The organism is Mycobacterium sp. SMC-13 (assembly GCF_045311035.1).
Classification (GTDB): domain Bacteria; phylum Actinomycetota; class Actinomycetes; order Mycobacteriales; family Mycobacteriaceae; genus Mycobacterium.
Genome location: NZ_JBJIAI010000003.1, coordinates 37,615 through 55,120 on the forward strand (window position 1 = coordinate 37,615; position 17,506 = coordinate 55,120).

Sequence of the window (17,506 nt, forward strand, 5' to 3'; positions counted from 1 at the left end):
CCTACGTGCTGTAGTCAATTGACTACAGTCGCCTCGGCCGAAAGGAACGTCATGCTCAACGCCACGAAACTGACCAGCAAGATCGGTGCCGTCATCGACGGCGTGCGACTGGGCGGTGACCTCTCCCCCGACACCATCACCGAGATTCGCGCCGCGCTGCTGGAGCACAAGGTCATCTTCTTCCGCGGTCAGGACCACCTCGACGACGCACAACAGCAGGCCTTCGGGGAACTGATGGGTGACTTGGTCGGCCATCACTCGATGAAGCGCGCCGACGCACCGAAGATCACCCCGATCGACTCGGAGTACGGCAAGGCCAACCGCTGGCACACCGACGTGACGTTCATGCCCGACTACCCCTCGGCATCAGTACTCCGCGCCGTCACCCTGCCGACCTACGGCGGTTCCACCCTGTGGGCCTCCACCGTCGCGGCCTACGAGGCGCTGCCCGCCCCGCTCAAAGCGCTGGCGGAGAACCTGCGAGCCGTGCACTCCAACCGGTTCGACTACCTCAAGGACGTCACCGTGGACACGACCCACCTCACCGACGAGCAGAAGGGCTACCAGGCCGAATTCCAGAAGCCCGATTTCCGCACCGAGCACCCGGTGGTGCGGGTCCACCCCGAGACCGGGGAACGCGCACTGGTGGCCGGCCAGTTCGTCCGCGGCTTCGTCGGCCTGGACAGCTACGAGTCGGCCGCCCTGCTGGAACTGCTGCAGCGACGAATCACCATGACAGAGAACACCGTTCGCTGGAACTGGCAGCCCGGCGACGTCGCGATGTGGGACAACCGGGCCACCCAGCACCGCGCCGTCGACGACTACGACGGCCAGCACCGGCTGATGCACCGCGTCACCCTGACCGGCGACGTCCCCGTCGACATCCACGGAACGCCCAGCCGCGTGATCAGCGCGGCATAGCGACGACGAATAACCGGGCCGAAAAGCGGGAAAGGACACAGCAGAACCGCTCCCGACCGAAAGAGCAACCATGCTGGGTCTCCCCGACGCCGTGCACGCCTGCCTGTTCGACCTCGACGGCGTCCTGACCGACACCGCGAGCGTGCACAAGAAGGCCTGGAAGGCGATGTTCGACGACTATCTGCGGCACCGCGCCGAACGCGACGGCGAACCGTTCGTCCCGTTCGACAGTCACGACTACCTGCAGTACGTCGACGGCAAGCCGCGCCAGGACGGCGTCCGCTCATTTTTGCGCAGCCGCGGCGTCGACCTTCCCGAGGGCGACCCTGACGACCCGCCCGGCGCCGAGACCGTCGCCGGACTCGGGAACCGCAAGAACGAGATGTTCCAGCAGGTGCTGCACGACGACGGCATCGAGGCGTTCAGCGGATCGCGGAAATATCTGGAGGCGGTCGCCGCTGCCGGACTCGGCATCGCGGTCGTGTCGTCGAGCGCCAACACCCGTCAAGTGCTCGACGCGACCCGACTGTCGCGGTTCGTCCAACAGCGGGTCGACGGTGTGACCCTGCGAGACGAGCACATCGCGGGCAAACCGGCACCGGATTCGTTCCTGCGGGCCGCACAACTGTTGGGCGTCGAACCGGCGGCGGCCGCCGTCTTCGAAGACGCCCTGGCCGGTGTCGCAGCGGGCCGAAACGGCAGATTCGGGTACGTCGTCGGGGTGGACAGAGCCGATCAAGCCACGCAACTACGCGACAGCGGCGCAGACGTCGTGGTCCGCGACCTGGCCGAGCTGCTGTAGGCCGACGATGATCACTCAGGATTCATTTCCCGTCGAGCCATGGCAGGTCCGCGAGACCCAACTGGACCTCGAGCTGTTGGCGCAGTCGGAGTCGGTGTTCGCATTGTCCAACGGACACATCGGCTTTCGCGGAAATCTCGACGAAGGGGAACCGCACGGGCTGCCCGGCACCTATCTCAACTCGTTCTACGAAACCCGGCCGCTGCCGTACGCAGAAAGCGGATTCGGCTATCCCCAGGGCGGCGAGACCATCGTCGACGTCACCAACGGCAAGATCATCCGCCTGCTGGTCGACGACGAGCCCTTCGACGTCCGGTACGGCGAACTCCTCGACCACGAGCGAATTCTGGATCTGCGTGCCGGCACCCTCTCGCGCACCGTGCACTGGCGGTCACCGGCCGGAAAGCAGGTGTGCGTCAAGTCGGTTCGGCTGGTTTCGCTGGCCCAGCGCAGCGTCGCGGCCATCGAATACATCGTCGAGGCCATCGACGAATTCGCCCGCGTCACAGTGCAATCGGAGTTGGTTGCCAATGAGGACCAGCCGCAGACCTCGTCGGATCCCCGCGTCGCGGCGGCCCTTGCCAATCCCCTGCAGGCGATACACCACGAACACAACCAACACAGCGGCCTGCTGATCCACCAGACCAAGCGCAGTGGCCTGATGATGGCCGCCGCGATGGACCACGAGATCGAAGTCCCGGGCCGTGTCGAGGTGAGCACCGACGCCCGCCCAGATCTGGCGCGTACCACCGTGATCTGCGGTCTGCGACCGGGTCAGCAACTGCGCATCGTGAAGTATCTGGCGTACGGCTGGTCGAGCCTGCGGTCACGGCCCGCGCTGCGCGATCAGGTCGCCGGTGCGCTGGCCGGCGCGCACTACAGCGGGTGGGAGGGTCTGCTGGATCTGCAGCGCGCCTATCTCGACGATTTCTGGGACAGCGCCGACGTCGAAGTCGACGGTGACCCCGACTGTCAGCAGGCCGTGCGGTTCGGGTTGTTCCACGTATTGCAGGCCAGTGCGCGCGCGGAATGCCGCGGTATCGCCGGGAAGGGGCTGACCGGAACCGGCTATGACGGTCACTCTTTCTGGGACACCGAAGGTTTCGTGTTGCCGGTGCTCACCTACACGAAACCGCATACCGTCGCCGACGCCCTGCGCTGGCGTGCTTCGATCCTGGGATTGGCGAAAAGCCGTGCGGCGGAACTGGGTTTACGCGGCGCGAGCTTCCCGTGGCGCACCATATCCGGACCCGAGTGCTCGGCGTACTGGCCGGCGGGCACCGCGGCGTGGCACGTCAACGCCGACATCGCGATGGCGTTCGAGCGCTACCGCAACGCCACCGGTGACCAATCCCTGGAAGTCGACTGCGGCCTGAACGTGCTGGTGGAGACGGCACGGTTGTGGATGTCGTTGGGACACCACGACCGACATGGCGTCTGGCATCTCGACGGCGTCACCGGCCCCGACGAGTACACCGCGATGGTGCGCGACAACGTCTTCACCAATCTGATGGCGGCGCACAATCTGCGCGTCGCCGCCGACGCATGCACGCGGCACCCCGACAATGCCTATGCGATGGGCGTGACCAACGAGGAGACCGCCGCCTGGCGCGACGCCGCGGCCGCCGCACACATCCCGTACGACGACGAACTCGCCGTGCATCCGCAGTGCGAGGGCTTCACCACCTTCGCGGAATGGAAGTTCACGCCCGACAGCGCTTATCCCCTGTTCCTGCACTACCCGTACGTGCGGCTGTATCCGGCGCAGGTGATCAAGCAGGCCGACCTGGTGCTGGCCATGCAGTGGCAAGGGCACGCCTTCACCGCTCAGCAGAAGGCGCACAACGTCGACTATTACGAGCGGCGCACGGTCCGGGATTCCTCGCTGTCCGCGTGCACGCAGGCGGTGATGTGCGCCGAGGTCGGCCACCTGGAATTGGCGCACGACTATGCCTATGAGGCGGCCTTGATCGACCTCCGCGATCTGCACCACAACACTCGCGACGGGCTGCACATGGCATCCCTGGCCGGTGCCTGGATCGCGCTGGTCGCCGGTTTCGGTGGCCTGCGTGACGACGAAGGCATCCTCGCGCTCGACCCGCAGCTGCCGGACAGTCTGTCCCGGCTCCGATTTCGGTTGCGGTGGAGGGAGTTTCGGATCACCGTCGACGCGACGCACAACGAGGTGACGTACACCCTGCGCGATGGACCCGACTCCACCCTGGAAATCCGCCATGCCGGATCCGACCTCACGCTGAGTACGCGCGAGCCGACCGTCGTCGACGTCAAGCGGCGGCAGTCGCTACTGCCCCCGCCGCCGCAACCGCCGGGCCGGGCGCCCACGCACCGGCGGCTGCACACCGTCTGACCCCGGGGGATTTGTGCACGATTTTCCGCGGTCAGCGCGGAAAATCGTGCACAAATCCCTACTAGACCGGGGTGATCGGCAGTCGGCGCAGGGCGCCGGGGGCATCGGCCGGGACGACGGGACGGTCCGGTGCGATCGGTTCGATGCGCCGGTAGGGCTCTCCCTGTGCCGGCCGCGCGTCGTCCTGACCCTTGTTCGGCCACAGCGACGCCGCGCGCTCGGCCTGCGCCGCGATCGAAAGTGACGGGTTCACACCGAGATTCGCGGAAATCGCGGCACCGTCGGTGACGAACAGTGTCGGGTAGTTGTAGACGCGGTGGTAGGGGTCGATGACGCCCGTCTGGGCACTGTCGCCGATCGCCGCGCCGCCCAGGAAGTGCGCGGTCAGCGGGATGTTGAACAGCTCGCCCCAGGTGCCGCCGGCGATGCCGCCGACCTTCTCGGCCATCCGCCGCGTCGCCTCGTTGCCGACCGGGATCCAGGTCGGGTTGGGCTCGCCGTGGCCCTGCTTGGACGACATGATGCGGATGCCACCGGGTCCGCGCTTGGTGAACGTGGTGATCGAGTTGTCGAGGTGCTGCATCACCAGCGCGATCACGGTGCGCTCGCTCCACCGCTTGGGGTTGAGCAGCCGGATCAGCTCACGCGGGTCCTCGCCGGCCTGGTCCAGGAACTGCTTCCACCGCGGCACGTCGGTGCCCTGCGGGCCGGCGCCGTCCGTCATGAGCGTCTGCAGCATGCCCATGGCGTTGGAGCCCTTGCCGTACCGCACCGGTTCGATGTGGGTGTCCGGTGTCGGGTGGATCGACGACGTGATCGCCACGCCGTGCGTCAGATCCATGTCGGTGGGCACTTCGCGGGTCTGCGCGCCGACGATCGACTCGGAGTTGGTCCGGGTCAGCACGCCGAGCTTGTCCGACAGCTTGGTCAGCTTGCCGGTGTCGCGCACCTTGAACAGCAGCTTCTGGGTGTTGTACGTGCCGGCCGCCACGATGAGGTACTTGGCGGTGAAGGTCCGCTTGCCGCGCCGCACCTTGCCGTTGGTGCGTCGGGTCGACACCTCCCACAGGCCGTCGCCGCGCTGCTCGAAGCTGGTGACCGTGGTGAGCGGATGTACTTGTGCGCCGGCCTTTTCCGCCAGGCCGAGGTAGTTCTTCACCAGAGTGTTCTTGGCGCCGTGCCGGCAGCCCGTCATGCACTCGCCGCACTCGATGCAGCCGGTGCGGGCCGGGCCGGCCCCGCCGAAGTACGGGTCGGGCACCGTCTTGCCCGGGGTCTTCTCACCGTCCGGTCCGAAGAACACACCGACGGGCGTCGCGACGAAGGTGTCGGCGCAGCCCATGTCCTCGGCGACCTCTTTGATGATCTTGTCCGCGTCGGTGAACGTCGGGTTCTTGACGACACCGAGCATGCGCTGCGCCTGCTCGTAGTGCGGCATCAGTTCGGCGCGCCAGTCGGTGATGTTCTTCCACTGCGGGTCGTTGAAGAACGGGTCCGGCGGGATGTAGAGCGTGTTGGCGTAGTTCAGCGAACCGCCGCCGACACCTGCGCCCGCCAGGATCATCACGTTGCGCAGCAGGTGGATCCGCTGGATGCCGTACATGCCGAACTTGGGGGCCCACAAGAACTTTCGCAGGTCCCACGAGGTCTTTGCGAAGTCGGCGTCGGAATACCGGGGGCCGGCTTCCAACACTCCAACGCGGTAACCCTTCTCGGTGAGCCGGAGGGCGCTGACGCTGCCTCCGAAACCCGAGCCGATGATCAAGACGTCGTAGTCAGGCTCCATGGCAGAAGTATGGACCTACCGCTCGGTAACCAGCTACCAAGGTATGCCTAACTCGCTACCGCCGGTACTAGCTACCGACGGTGAGGCCCACCTTCTGGAACTCCTTGAGGTCGCAGTACCCGGCCTTGGCCATCGACCGGCGGAGGCCACCGACCAGGTTGACCGAGCCGAACGGGTCGTCGGACGGGCCGTTGAGAACCTGGTCGAGCGACGGCCGCTCACCCAGCGCGACCTGCAGCAGCGCGCCGCGCGGCAGCGACGGGTGCGCGGCGGCAGCCGGCCAGAACCAGCCCTCACCAGGCGCTTCGGCGGCGGCGGCCAACGGGGTGCCCAGCAGGACCGCGTCGGCGCCGCAGGCGATGGCCTTGGCCAGGTCACCCGAGGTGTGGATGTCGCCGTCGGCCAGCACGTGCACGTAGCGGCCGCCGGTCTCGTCGAGGTATTCGCGCCGGGCGGCGGCGGCGTCGGCGATCGCCGTGGCCATCGGCACGCTGATGCCCAGGACCTCGTCGCTGGTCGTCGCGCCGTAGGTGGAGCCGTAGCCGACGATGACGCCGGCCGCGCCGGTGCGCATGAGGTGCAGCGCGGTGCGGTGGTCGAGCACGCCACCGGCGACGACGGGCACGTCCAGCTCGGAGATGAAGGTCTTGAGGTTGAGCGGCTCACCGTCCTGCGCCACCCGCTCGGCCGAGATGATGGTGCCCTGGATGACCAGCAGGTCGATGCCGGCCGCCACCAGCGTCGGCGTCAGGGCCTGGGCGTTCTGCGGGCTGACGCGCACCGCGGTGGTGACGCCGGCTTCGCGCACACGCGCCACGGCGGCGCCGAGCAGCTCCGGGTCCAGCGGGGCCGCGTGAAGCTGCTGCAGCAGCCGAACGGCTGCCGACGGGTCGTCTTCCTTGGCCGCCAGCTCGACGACCTGGGCGAGCTTGTCCTCGACGTCGCGGTGCCTGCCGATCAGGCCCTCACCGTTGAGCACGCCGAGGCCACCGAGGCGGCCCATCTCGATGGCGAATTCGGGCGACACCAGCGAGTCGGTCGGGTGCGCCAGGACCGGAATCTCGAACCGGTAGGCGTCCAGCTGCCAGGCCGTCGAAACGTCCTGGCTGGAGCGGGTGCGCCGCGACGGCACGATGTTGATGTCGTCCAGTTCGTAGGTACGACGAGCGGTCCGGCCCATGCCGATTTCGACCATGTCACGCATGTGTTCTTTGACTTCCCTGTCAGTTAGCGCGAGGAATAGTTCGGTGCTTCGACGGTCATCGTGATGTCGTGCGGGTGGCTTTCCTTCAAGCCCGCCGCGGTGATCTGCACGAACTGCGCCTGCTGCAGTTGCTCGATGGTGGCCGAACCGGTGTAGCCCATGGCGGCCCGCAGACCGCCGGTGAGCTGGTGAATGACGGTGGACAGCGGACCGCGGAACGGCACCCGGCCCTCGATGCCCTCGGGCACCAGCTTGTCCTCGGACAGCACGTCGTCCTGGAAGTAGCGGTCCTTGGAGTATGACTTGCCCTGACCGCGACCCTGCATGGCGCCGAGCGAGCCCATGCCGCGGTAGCTCTTGAACTGCTTGCCGTTGACGAAGATCAGCTCACCCGGCGATTCGGCCGTACCGGCCAGCAGCGAGCCGAGCATGGCGGTCGACGCGCCGGCGGCCAGCGCCTTGGCGATGTCGCCCGAGTACTGCAGGCCGCCGTCGGCGATGACCGGCACGCCGTAGGGGCGGCACGCGGCCGTCGCCTCCAGGATGGCGGTGATCTGCGGGGCGCCGACCCCCGCGATGACGCGGGTGGTGCAGATGGAGCCGGGCCCGACACCCACCTTGACGGCGTCGGCGCCGGCCTCGCACAGCGCGGCGGCGGCGGACCGGGTGGCGACGTTTCCGCCCACGACCTCGATCTTCTCGCCGACGGCCTTCTTGAGGCGGGCGACCATGTCCAGCACGCCGCGGTTGTGGGCGTGCGCGGTGTCGACGATCAGAACGTCGACGCCGGCGTCGGCCAGCGTCATGGCGCGGGTCCAGGCGTCGTCACCGACGCCGACCGCGGCCCCGACCAGCAGGCGGCCGTCGCTGTCCTTGGTGGCCAGCGGGAACTGCTCGGTCTTGACGAAGTCCTTGACGGTGATCAGCCCGGTGAGCTTGCCGTGGCCGTCGACGATGGGCAGCTTCTCGATCTTGTGCCGGCGCAGCAGGCCCAGGGCGGCCTCGGCCGAGACGCCCTCCTGGGCGGTGATCAGCGGAGCCTTGGTCATGACCTCGGCGACGGCCTTGTCCTGGTCGACCTCGAAGCGCATGTCGCGGTTCGTGATGATGCCGACGAGCTGCCCCGACGTGTCCACAACCGGCAGGCCGGAGATCCGGAACCGGGCGCACATGGCGTCGACCTCGGCCAGGGTGTTGCTCGGCGAGCAGGTGACGGGGTCGGTGACCATGCCGGCCTCGGACCGTTTGACGGTCTCGACCTGCGCGGCCTGCTCGCTCAGCGGCAGATTGCGGTGCAGCACGCCCATACCGCCGGCACGGGCCATCGCGATGGCCATCCGCGATTCGGTGACGGTGTCCATCGCCGAGCTGACCAGCGGCACCCGGAGCCGGATGTTGCGCGTCAACTGGGAGGACGTATCGGCAGTCGCCGGGATGATGTCGGACGCCGCGGGCAGCAGAAGGACGTCGTCGAAGGTCAGCCCGAGCATCGCGACCTTGGTCGGATCGTCACCGCCGGTCGGCACCGGAACGGAGATGGGAACGCTGCTTTCAGCGATCGACATGGGTGGGGCCTCCAGGGCAGACACAGTCGTGGAACTAAAAAGCCATCCTATCGGCCCAGACTGCCTGCAACGAACTCCACTCGGTGGCGGCTCGCCGGGGTAACGGCTGGCGCATGGTCGGGGGTGATAAGTAGGGTGGACCTGTGCGTGACCACCTGCCGCCGGGCTTGCCACCCGACCCGTTCGCCGACGATCCCATGGACCCGTCGGCCGTTCTGGATGCGCTGGAGCCCGGACAACCCCTGGACCCGCAGGAACGCATGGCCGTCGAGGCCGATCTCGCTGATCTGGCAGTGTACGAAACACTGTTGGCGCACAAGGGCATTCGCGGCCTCGTCGTCTGTTGCGACGAGTGTCAGCAGGACCATTACCACGACTGGGACATGCTGCGGGCGAACCTGCTGCAGCTGCTGGTCGACGGCACCGTCCGCCCCCACGAGCCGGCCTACGATCCCGAGCCTGATGCCTACGTGACGTGGGACTACTGCCGCGGTTATGCGGATGCGTCGCTCAATGAGGCGACCTCCGAGCACGACGGCTACCGCTGATTTTTTCTGTTGACGTGCTGGATGTCACGTCTGGCTGCGTTGATGTTCCGCTGAGGGCGAAAAATGCCGAGTAGGCAGCACCGCTATTACAGGCTCAACGGCCAAACCCAGCCGAATTGCGTTGACCTTGCACTCAGGGCACAAAAAGCCGAGTAACCAGCGCCCTCACTACAGGCTCAACGGCCGAACGACCGCGACATCACCTCAGTGCTGCCCGTGGCCCGATCCGGATCCCGATCCCGACCCCGACGGGGCCTGCGTCGTCGTCACGACTGACCGCTCGCGCGTCGGCTCCGGCTGCACTTCCCTGGTTGAGGGCGCCACGGTGGGCTGTACTGCCGGGACTGTCGGTGCAGGTGTGGTCACCGAGGGCACTGTGACAGTCGGGGCGACGGTGGTGACCGTCTGCGCGGGCGCCGGGTTCTGCGTCGGCGATGCCACAGTCGACGGTGCGACCGTGGCCGACTGCGTGGCCGTCGCCGTGGGCTGATTGGTGACGACGGGCTCGCTCGAGGGCACCGTGGCAGGCGACGTCCCCGTCGCCGTCGCGCTCGACGGCACCGAGGTGGCCGTCGAAACCGAAGACGAGGTGACGGTCGAGCTGCTCGGCGACGGAGAACTGGTCGTCTCGGTCGGCGACGTGGCGCTCGAGGAGGCCGACGTGCTCGTCGGCTCCGAGGGCGAGGTCGACGGACTGGTCGACGTCGCGGACGCGTCGGTCGAGGTGGCCGACGTGGACGACGATGTGGTCGTCGACGTGCTGGACGACGAGGTCGACGACGAGGTCGACGACGACGTCGTCTCCACCACCGGCACCGGCAACAGGGTCAGCGGCGACGACGGCAGGACCGGCATCGGCTCTCCCGGCGGCGGCAGCGTCGCGGCGGGGTCCTGCTCAACCACCTTGTAGGTCAAGGCATTCCACTGCTGGATCAGCTGTTGCTTGTGCTCCGGGGCGTCGACGCTCTGCACGGTCGGGCTCAGCGCCTGGAGCTTCTCCTGCGCCTGCTGCCACTGGCCGTTGTCGATCAGCTGCTGCACTTGCTGCATCTCGGTCTGCGCGGCCAGCATCACCTGGTCGTCGCGGCTGGCCTTGTCGCTGCCGAACATCGCCGTGTGCAAGCCGTACAGCGACGAGTTGGGCCCAGCGGCGTAGATCGCGGTGCCGAAGCCACCGAGGCACAGCAGCGCGGCCGCGACCGAGCCGACGATGGTCAGCGATGTCCGAGATTCCTTGCGGTGCAACCCGTTCTGCAGGGCGGCGACCGCGTCGCGGGCCGTGACGGGCGTCGTCACCGCGGGTTCGCGGATGCTGTCGCGCCAGTCCGCGAGCAGGAACGCCAGCTCGGCTTCCGTGGAATCCGTCGAGTAGGCGTGTTGGTCTGCGGCGAGCGCGTCGAAGAAGCGGTCGACGCGTCGAATCTCGTTGAGCGAGGGGTCGCCGCCGCCCGGCGACCATTGTCCGGAGTCAGGCATGGCCGCGCTCCGTCGAACCGATCTCGGTCTTCAACCGCGCCAACGCACGGTGCTGCGCGACGCGGACCGCGCCGGCGGTGCTGCCGACGGCCTCCGCGGTCTCCTCGGCACTCATGCCGACGACGACGCGCAGGATCAGGATTTCGCGCTGCTTCTCGGGCAACACGGACAGCAAGCGGTTCATTCGGGCCGCCGAGTCGGCGTCAATGGCCAACTGTTCGGGGCCCAGCTCGGTCGAGGGGCGGTCCGGCAGATCGTCGGTGGCTTCAGCGCGATTGCGGCCGGCGGCACGATGCGCGTCAGCAACCTTGTGAGCGGCAATGCCGTACACGAAAGCCAGGAACGGCCGTCCCTGGTCCTTGTACCGCGGCAGCGCCGTGATCACAGCTAAACACACCTCCTGAGCCACATCGTCTGCGGAAACACCCTGTCGCTCGCCGACCCCGAAGCGCGCACGGCAGTACCGAACGACGATCGGGCGGATGGTTTCCAGCACCTTGCGGAGCGCGTCGCGATTGCCGGCAACTGCATCAGCAACGACAGCATCGAGACCATCTCCCGAAAATGTCATCGTGGGCGCAATCTCCAGCGTTACGGACGAGGCAGTGCCGTGGTTGGTATGTCAGGACAACAGTAATGACTGGTGTGAGCTACCAGATTCATCCCGCCCATCGGCCGCCGCGTGCGCGCACCGTGGCGGCCGCCGCGTCACGGATCTCTGCCATCGCTTCCGGGCTGTGCCCGGCGCTCCCGATATCGCTCAACAAACAGCCCAATGCCCAGGTCAGCGGCACCAACCCGAACTGCTGCGTGCGTTCCAGCGCGGCGTCGGCGAGACGCCGGGACTCGTCGAACCGGCCGGCGCTGCACAGCGCCGCCGAATACACGACGTCGGTTTTCACGGCGTGGCGCGGCGAACCGAGGTCAGCGACGAGCTCCCGCGCGCGTTCGGCATGAGCGACGGAGTCCTCGCCACGACCGCTGACCATGGCCAACTCCGCACTGACCCAGGCCAGCCGAACCCGCTGACGCGGTACCCCACTGTTGTCGGTGTCGACCGCGGCCCGCTCGAGCAGCCGCTGCGCCACCGCGAAGCGGCCGATCCCGAGAGCATCGGCGGCCAGACCGACGAGGGCGTCAGCCCGCGCCTCGGCGGCATCGCGCCGATGGGCGACCAAGGCCCACGCCCGCCCGTCGGCAACCCGGGCGAGGCGATGCCAGCCGAGCTGCCGGAGAAACGACGCACGGGTGCTGTGCGCCAGCGACAGCAACGGACCGCGACCACACCGGGCCACGGCGTCGAGATCGGCGGTGGCGACGGCATATCGACCCTGACCGCCCGCAGCCACGGCGCGCAGCCACAGTTCGCCGGCCGAGTGCGCCGCGGGCAGCGGCCACCACGGCAGGTCGTTGCCAAAAGCGGCGTCGTACAGACGGACTGCTGGCGGGTCGACAGTGCCCGTCCTGGTACCGGTTGCGGTCATCGAGTCAGCACGGTATCAATGCCGCTCCTTCGCGTGACCGCCTTCTCTCGCCGTGCGAGTTCGAGAGCTTTGGTTAATAATTAATGCTGGCCGTGTTAACAACATGTCAACGACTTCCAATTCCGCCACATATCGACAAACGTGGCGAACTGTCGCGAACTGCCGAAACAGGTACCTTGCGACAATATCGCCACCACTCGTTTCGTTTCCAAGGCATCGCGCAGATGAACGTGATGTAAATTCTTGACCTGCGCTTATGGGGTTTCGCACAGAGCGTGGCTATTGACGGAATTTGCCGAATCCTTCTACTTTGTGTGCACGAGTTGTCATCGGCGACAAGTTCTCGGGTCATTTGCAGATCAACGCGTATCCACAGATTTCCAAAATGGATGCGCGGGGAGGAGTCGTTCCCAATGCCACAGCCTCAGCAGCTTCCCGGACCCAACGCCGATATGTGGGATTGGCAGATGCACGGCGTTTGCCGTGGCGTCGACTCAGCGGTGTTCTTTCATCCCGATGGCGAGCGCGGCCGGGCTCGGGCCCAGCGTGAAATGCGCGCCAAGGAAATGTGCCGGGCCTGCCCTGTGATCACTCAATGCCGGTCGCACGCCCTGGCCGTCGGCGAACCGTATGGCATCTGGGGCGGGCTCAGCGAAGGCGAGCGCGAACTGTTGCTCAAGCGGGGCATTCGCCGCGCGTCGTAGTCCATCTCCACCGAAACCGCATCCCAGCAGGCGTTCCTCGAACGTTCGCCGGCATGCGGTTTTCGGCGCAGTAGTCGCAGCCGTCAGTCCGGCTCACCGTATTCATCGAACCAATAGGCAAGTTTCCCGCGGCGGCTCACCGCGCGCAGTCTGCGCTCGGTGGCCTCACGGGTGGTGCTGGTACTGACGATCAGCAGCTCGTCACCAGCTTCCAGGCGCGTGTCCGGCTGCGGCACAAAGGTATTGCCCTTGCGGATGATCAGGGTTATCACGCTCGGGTCGGGCAGCCGCAGTTCCAGCACCGTCACGTTGTGCAGCCGCGACTGCGGCAGCACTGTCAGCGTCAACAATTCCGCGTCGAGCACGTCCAGTGGCGCCGCTTCCACCTGAATCTCGCGGGTGACGTCCCGGCGGATCAGTCCGAGCCGGTGCGCGATCGGCTTCAGACTCGGCCCCTGCACGAGCGTGAACACCACCACCAGCACGAACACGATGTTCAGCAGCCGCTGGCTATCGGGCACTCCGGTGACGATCGGGTAGGTGGCCAGCACGATCGGGACCGCACCGCGCAGTCCGGCCCACGACAGGAAGGCCTGCTCCCGCCAGGGCACCCGGAAGCCGATCAGCGACAACACCACCGACAACGGCCGGGCCAACAGCAGCAGCACCAGGCCGATGACGACGGCCGGCACCAGGTCGTCACCGAGCTGGCTGGGCGTGACCAACAGGCCGAGCAGGACGAACAGCCCGATCTGGGCCAGCCAACCCAGACCCTCGGCGAACGACCGGGTGGCCGCGCGGTGCGGCAGCCCGGAATTCGCGAGCACCAGACCGGTCAGGTAGGCCGCGAGGAATCCGCTGGCGTGCGTGACCCCACAGGCCGCGAAGGCCACCGTGCCCAGCCCGAACGTGGCGAGCGGATACAGCCCCGACGCCGGGAGCGCGATCCGGCGCAGCGTGACGGCACCGAGGTACCCGCACAGCAGGCCGATCGCCGCGCCGACCGCCAGCTCGTAGACCAGGTCGACCAGCCCGTGAGCCGGATGGAAGGCCAGCGGAACCACGCTGAACATCAGGACGAGGATGACGGCGGGGGCGTCGTTCAGACCGGACTCGGCTTCCAGCAGACCCGCCAGCCGTCTGGGCAACGGCAGCACCCGCAGCACGGAGAACACCGCGGCGGCGTCGGTCGACGAGACGATGGCTCCCAGCAGCAGCGCCAGCTGCCAGTCCATGCCCAACAGCAGATGCGCGCCTGCCGCGGTGACGGCTGTGCTGACGGCCACGCCGAGGGTGGCCATCACCGCCGCCGGCGCCAAACTCTTGCGGACGTCGCTGAACTTGGTGGTCAGACCACCCTCGATGAGGATGATCGCCAGCGCCGCGGTCCCCAGGTCCCGGACCAGGGCGACGTCGTCGAACCGCAGCCCGATGCCGTCTTCGCCGACGAGCACACCGAGGCCGAGGAACAGCAGCAGACTGGGCAGGCCGACGCGGGTCGCGAGCCGCGTGGCGACGATGCTCGCCAACAACACCAGCGCCCCGACGAGCAGCACCCGGTTCAGCTGCTCGAGCGTCATCAATCCCCCATTCCGGTGTGCGGCCGAAGCAAATGTATCTGGGAACTCGCTGCGGGACGCGGTAGGCGACAATGGCTGCGTGAGCACCCGGGGCATGCGCGTGGCGATCGCCGGCGCCGGCGCGGTCGGCCGGTCGGTCGCACAGGAACTCGTCGCCAACGGGCACAAGGTCCTCTTGATCGAGCGCGACATTCGCAAGTACGAGCCGGAAACGGTCCCCGAGGCCGACTGGCTGTGGGCCGACGCTTGCGAGGTGGCCGCGCTCGAGGAATGCGGCATCGAGATGTGCGACGTCGTGATCGCCGCGACCGGTGACGACAAGGCGAACCTCGCCATGGCACTGTTGGCGAAAACCGAATTCAGTGTGCCGCGGGTCGTCGCGCGCGTGAACAACGTCGCCAACGAGTGGTTGTTCACCGACGACTGGGGTGTCGACGTCGCGGTGTCCACGCCGCACGCGATGGCCGCCGGCGTCGAGGGCGCCATCGACGTCGGCCACCTGGTGCGGCTGATGGGACTACGTCAGGGGCACGCGAACCTGACGAAGTTCACGCTGCCACCGGACAGCCCGCTGATCGGGCGAACCATCGGGGACATGACCCTGCCGCCGAACACCCTGTTGGTGACGGTGCAGCGCGGCAGCAGGATCATCGTGCCCAAGTCCGGGGACCACTTCGAGGACGGCGACGAATTGCTCTTCGTCGCAGACGAATCCGTCGACGGCGACATCCACGACCTCATCCACGGTGCCTAGAGCGCGTAGCAGTACCTGCTCGTCGGCACCGAGTCGAGGTTGGTGTGGGCGCCGAAGCGCATCACGCTCTCGACCATGAGCGTCATCCGCCGTTGCAGTTCCGCATCGTCTCCCCCGCTGCCATAGAACGCGTGCACGTCCGTCATGGCCGCCATGTGGAACAGTTCCTCGACGACGGCGTCGACCCGTTCGGTGCCGTGCACCGTCCGCAGGACGCGGTTCTGCACGTAACCGAACGTGTCCTGGGTGTCGATCGCGACGCTCGTGTGCTGCCCCTGCCAGATCTGGAGCCAGTCGGCCGGGTCGAGGTCCGCCGGGATGCGCAGGAAACCGAGCTGCGCCAATGCCGTTGTCCGGACCCCGTTTTCCACGACGGGCGGCTCCAGCCGCACCGTCTCCTCGACCTCCCAGCCGGCGCTGCGCTGCGAGATCGCGGCCAGCAGATCGGAGATGGGGTCCGGGTCGACACCGGCGTCGGCCCACACACTGACGACCGCCGGGACCGGGTTGTCGAAGGTGGTGATGCGCAGCATCGCGGCCTCGACGTCGGCATCGTCGACGTTGATCTGCAACCGGTTCACGCCCGCCGCCTGCAACAGCACGTGCAATTGCGTCGAATGCAGGGCGGTGTCCAGACCCGAGCCCCACAGGGCGTAGATGAGCTTCACGCCGTCAGCCATGCTTGGCGGCCATCGGCTCGGCCTGCATGACACCGCCGGCCTGCAGCCACTCACCGACGGCACGCGGCGCGTCCCGGACCGGGTTGTAGACGTCCTCCTCCGAGGAGAACAGGTTGTCGCCGGCGTAGACGAGGCGGGTGATGTTGGGAAAACCGAACACCTTGCCCGGCTCGGTCGGGTGGTCGAGGGCGTTGATGATCTCGGTGACGATCGCGCCGTTCTCCTCATCGATCGCGACCCAGGTGTGCGGGAATCGCATGTGCGGAAACGGCTTCATGACGCCGACGATCCATTCGCGCACCGCTTCGCGGCCGTGCATCTCACCGTAGGCGTGCTCGATGTAGTGGACGTCCTCGGTGAACAGATCGGCGAACGGCGCCCAGTCCCCCGTGCTCGAACAGACCTCGACGACCTTGGTGTAGTGATCGAGCGCGGCCATCAGCTCGTCGCGGGTGAAGCGTGGCATGTCCAGACCTCCAAGATAACTAGAATCAATTTCAGTTTCGGGACTCTACCGAACAACTAGAATTCGCTCCAGACCCAAAAAGGAGCTGCACCTTGGCAAGAATCGCCGAACCCCGCCCGGCCGCCGAGCCCAGCTCCGCCGTGCAGCAGCAGCGGCGCGACGCGATCCTCAAGGCCACCGCAGCCCTCGCCGCACAGAAGCCCGCCGACCAAGTCCAGATGAACGAAGTCGCCCGCGCCGCCGGCGTCGCGCTCGGCACGCTGTACCGCTACTTCCCGTCCAAGACCCACTTGTTCGTCGGTCTCATGGCCGACCGGGTGGACCGGATGCAGGAGGGCATCGACCGCCGCAAGGCGCCGGCCGGCACCGCGGCCGACCGCGTGTTCGACGTGCTGTCGCGCGCCACCCGCCCGATGCTGCGCCAACCCCATCTGACCGCCGCCATGCTCAATTCGCTGAATACCGCCGATGCGACGGCCGTGGCCGAGGTCGGCCACATCGACCGCCAGGTCCGCAGCATGCTGCTGACCATCTGCGGGGTGGACGACCCAGGGCCGCAAGATATTTCGCTGATGCGACTGGTCCAGCACACGTGGCACGGCATCCTGCAGTCCAGCATGAACGGGCGAATCTCCGCCGACGAGACCGAAGATGAAATCCAACTGGCCTGCCGGTTGATCCTGGCCCCGTTGTCCGAGGCCCCCCGTTAGCCTTGTCGGCATGACAACACCATCGCCCGAAGGCACCGTCACCGTCGTCGAGAGCGGCGCGGGGACCTACACGCAGGAGATCATCGCCGGCGGGCACCGGTTGATCGCCGACGAGCCACGCCCGTTCGGCGACGATGCGGGACCGTCCCCCTATGACCTCCTGCTGTCGGCCCTGGGCGCGTGTACCTCCATGACCATCCGGATGTACGCCGCCAAGAAGGGGCTGCCTCTCGAGCAGGTGCGGGTGTCGTTGCGGCACTCGCGGATTCACGCAAAAGACTGCGCCGAGTGCGAGACGCAACAGGGCATGGTCGACCACATCGATCGTGACATCGAGTTGATCGGCGACCTCGACGACGATCAACGGGAGAAGCTACTGGCCATCGCCGAACGCTGTCCCGTGCACCGGACGCTGACCTCGTCGGTGCACGTGTCAACTTCGTTGAAGGCCTGACCCA

The 17,506-nt window shown here is 67.2% G+C and carries 17 protein-coding genes; 8 read left to right on the forward strand and 9 right to left on the reverse strand.

Annotated elements, in window-relative coordinates:
* Window positions 1-51: 51 nt before the first annotated feature.
* The 3 genes from ACJH6I_RS06335 (at window position 52) to ACJH6I_RS06345 (ending at window position 4,091) form a co-directional block, all read left to right on the forward strand.
* Window positions 52-921 carry a TauD/TfdA family dioxygenase gene (locus ACJH6I_RS06335; protein ID WP_318986501.1) on the forward strand — a complete coding sequence of 290 codons (870 nt, stop codon included), beginning with the start codon at window positions 52-54 and terminating at the stop codon, window positions 919-921.
* A 70-nt stretch (window positions 922-991) separates the two neighbouring features.
* Complete coding sequence (locus tag ACJH6I_RS06340) at window positions 992-1,723, forward strand: beta-phosphoglucomutase family hydrolase (protein WP_318986500.1); 732 nt, start codon at window positions 992-994, stop codon at window positions 1,721-1,723.
* 7 nt (window positions 1,724-1,730) lie between these two features.
* Window positions 1,731-4,091: a glycoside hydrolase family 65 protein gene (locus tag ACJH6I_RS06345; RefSeq protein ID WP_318986499.1), complete on the forward strand. Its 2,361-nt coding sequence runs from the start codon at window positions 1,731-1,733 to the stop codon at window positions 4,089-4,091.
* Window positions 4,092-4,152: 61 nt separating this feature from the next.
* Here the strand turns inward: ACJH6I_RS06345 and ACJH6I_RS06350 are convergent, their stop codons facing one another.
* The 3 genes from ACJH6I_RS06350 to guaB form a co-directional block, all read right to left on the reverse strand.
* Window positions 4,153-5,877, reverse strand: coding sequence for a GMC family oxidoreductase (locus ACJH6I_RS06350; RefSeq protein WP_318986498.1), 1,725 nt, complete (start codon window positions 5,875-5,877; stop codon window positions 4,153-4,155).
* A gap of 67 nt (window positions 5,878-5,944) precedes the next feature.
* Entirely contained in the window at window positions 5,945-7,072 is a 1,128-nt protein-coding gene (locus ACJH6I_RS06355) for a GuaB3 family IMP dehydrogenase-related protein (protein ID WP_346414607.1), read from the reverse strand.
* Window positions 7,073-7,104: 32 nt separating this feature from the next.
* Window positions 7,105-8,646, reverse strand: a complete 1,542-nt coding sequence (gene guaB, locus ACJH6I_RS06360; protein WP_133427623.1) for an IMP dehydrogenase — start codon at window positions 8,644-8,646, stop codon at window positions 7,105-7,107.
* Between the two features lie 143 nt (window positions 8,647-8,789).
* Here guaB and ACJH6I_RS06365 point away from each other — a divergent pair, with 143 nt between their 5' ends.
* The gene (locus ACJH6I_RS06365) at window positions 8,790-9,194 is read left to right on the forward strand and encodes a DUF5319 domain-containing protein (protein ID WP_020102483.1); all 405 of its coding nucleotides are present in this window, start codon (window positions 8,790-8,792) and stop codon (window positions 9,192-9,194) included.
* Between the two features lie 204 nt (window positions 9,195-9,398).
* Here the strand turns inward: ACJH6I_RS06365 and ACJH6I_RS06370 are convergent, their stop codons facing one another.
* From ACJH6I_RS06370 to ACJH6I_RS06380, 3 genes are all read right to left on the reverse strand, one after another.
* Window positions 9,399-10,670 carry an anti-sigma-D factor RsdA gene (locus tag ACJH6I_RS06370; protein WP_318986496.1) on the reverse strand — a complete coding sequence of 424 codons (1,272 nt, stop codon included), beginning with the start codon at window positions 10,668-10,670 and terminating at the stop codon, window positions 9,399-9,401.
* A complete protein-coding gene (locus ACJH6I_RS06375; RefSeq protein WP_138250355.1) occupies window positions 10,663-11,241 on the reverse strand; it encodes a sigma-70 family RNA polymerase sigma factor in 579 nt (192 codons plus the stop codon). The genes ACJH6I_RS06370 and ACJH6I_RS06375 overlap by 8 nt, the downstream gene beginning before the upstream one ends.
* Before the next feature lie 88 nt (window positions 11,242-11,329).
* Window positions 11,330-12,154 (reverse strand): hypothetical protein, encoded by an 825-nt coding sequence (locus ACJH6I_RS06380; RefSeq protein WP_318986495.1) that lies wholly within the window; start codon window positions 12,152-12,154, stop codon window positions 11,330-11,332.
* A 413-nt stretch (window positions 12,155-12,567) separates the two neighbouring features.
* On the opposite strand from ACJH6I_RS06380, the gene ACJH6I_RS06385 reads away from it, so the two are divergent.
* Window positions 12,568-12,858: a WhiB family transcriptional regulator gene (locus tag ACJH6I_RS06385; protein WP_029105464.1), complete on the forward strand. Its 291-nt coding sequence runs from the start codon at window positions 12,568-12,570 to the stop codon at window positions 12,856-12,858.
* An 83-nt stretch (window positions 12,859-12,941) separates the two neighbouring features.
* Here the strand turns inward: ACJH6I_RS06385 and ACJH6I_RS06390 are convergent, their stop codons facing one another.
* The gene (locus ACJH6I_RS06390; protein ID WP_212806827.1) at window positions 12,942-14,438 is read right to left on the reverse strand and encodes a potassium/proton antiporter; all 1,497 of its coding nucleotides are present in this window, start codon (window positions 14,436-14,438) and stop codon (window positions 12,942-12,944) included.
* A gap of 94 nt (window positions 14,439-14,532) precedes the next feature.
* Here ACJH6I_RS06390 and ACJH6I_RS06395 point away from each other — a divergent pair, with 94 nt between their 5' ends.
* On the forward strand, window positions 14,533-15,192 hold the full coding sequence (locus tag ACJH6I_RS06395; RefSeq protein WP_406783897.1) for a potassium channel family protein: 660 nt from the start codon (window positions 14,533-14,535) through the stop codon (window positions 15,190-15,192).
* Here ACJH6I_RS06395 and ACJH6I_RS06400 read toward each other — a convergent pair.
* Window positions 15,189-15,872: a hypothetical protein gene (locus ACJH6I_RS06400; protein WP_212806828.1), complete on the reverse strand. Its 684-nt coding sequence runs from the start codon at window positions 15,870-15,872 to the stop codon at window positions 15,189-15,191. The two genes, ACJH6I_RS06395 and ACJH6I_RS06400, sit on opposite strands and share 4 nt — an antisense overlap.
* Entirely contained in the window at window positions 15,865-16,338 is a 474-nt protein-coding gene (locus tag ACJH6I_RS06405; RefSeq protein ID WP_029120961.1) for a nuclear transport factor 2 family protein, read from the reverse strand. The genes ACJH6I_RS06400 and ACJH6I_RS06405 overlap by 8 nt, the downstream gene beginning before the upstream one ends.
* 92 nt (window positions 16,339-16,430) lie before the next feature.
* Here ACJH6I_RS06405 and ACJH6I_RS06410 point away from each other — a divergent pair, with 92 nt between their 5' ends.
* Both ACJH6I_RS06410 and ACJH6I_RS06415 read left to right on the forward strand, forming a co-directional pair.
* Window positions 16,431-17,048, forward strand: a complete 618-nt coding sequence (locus ACJH6I_RS06410; protein WP_244872783.1) for a TetR family transcriptional regulator — start codon at window positions 16,431-16,433, stop codon at window positions 17,046-17,048.
* Window positions 17,049-17,058: 10 nt separating this feature from the next.
* Window positions 17,059-17,502: an OsmC family protein gene (locus tag ACJH6I_RS06415; RefSeq protein WP_406783859.1), complete on the forward strand. Its 444-nt coding sequence runs from the start codon at window positions 17,059-17,061 to the stop codon at window positions 17,500-17,502.
* Window positions 17,503-17,506: the final 4 nt, after the last annotated feature.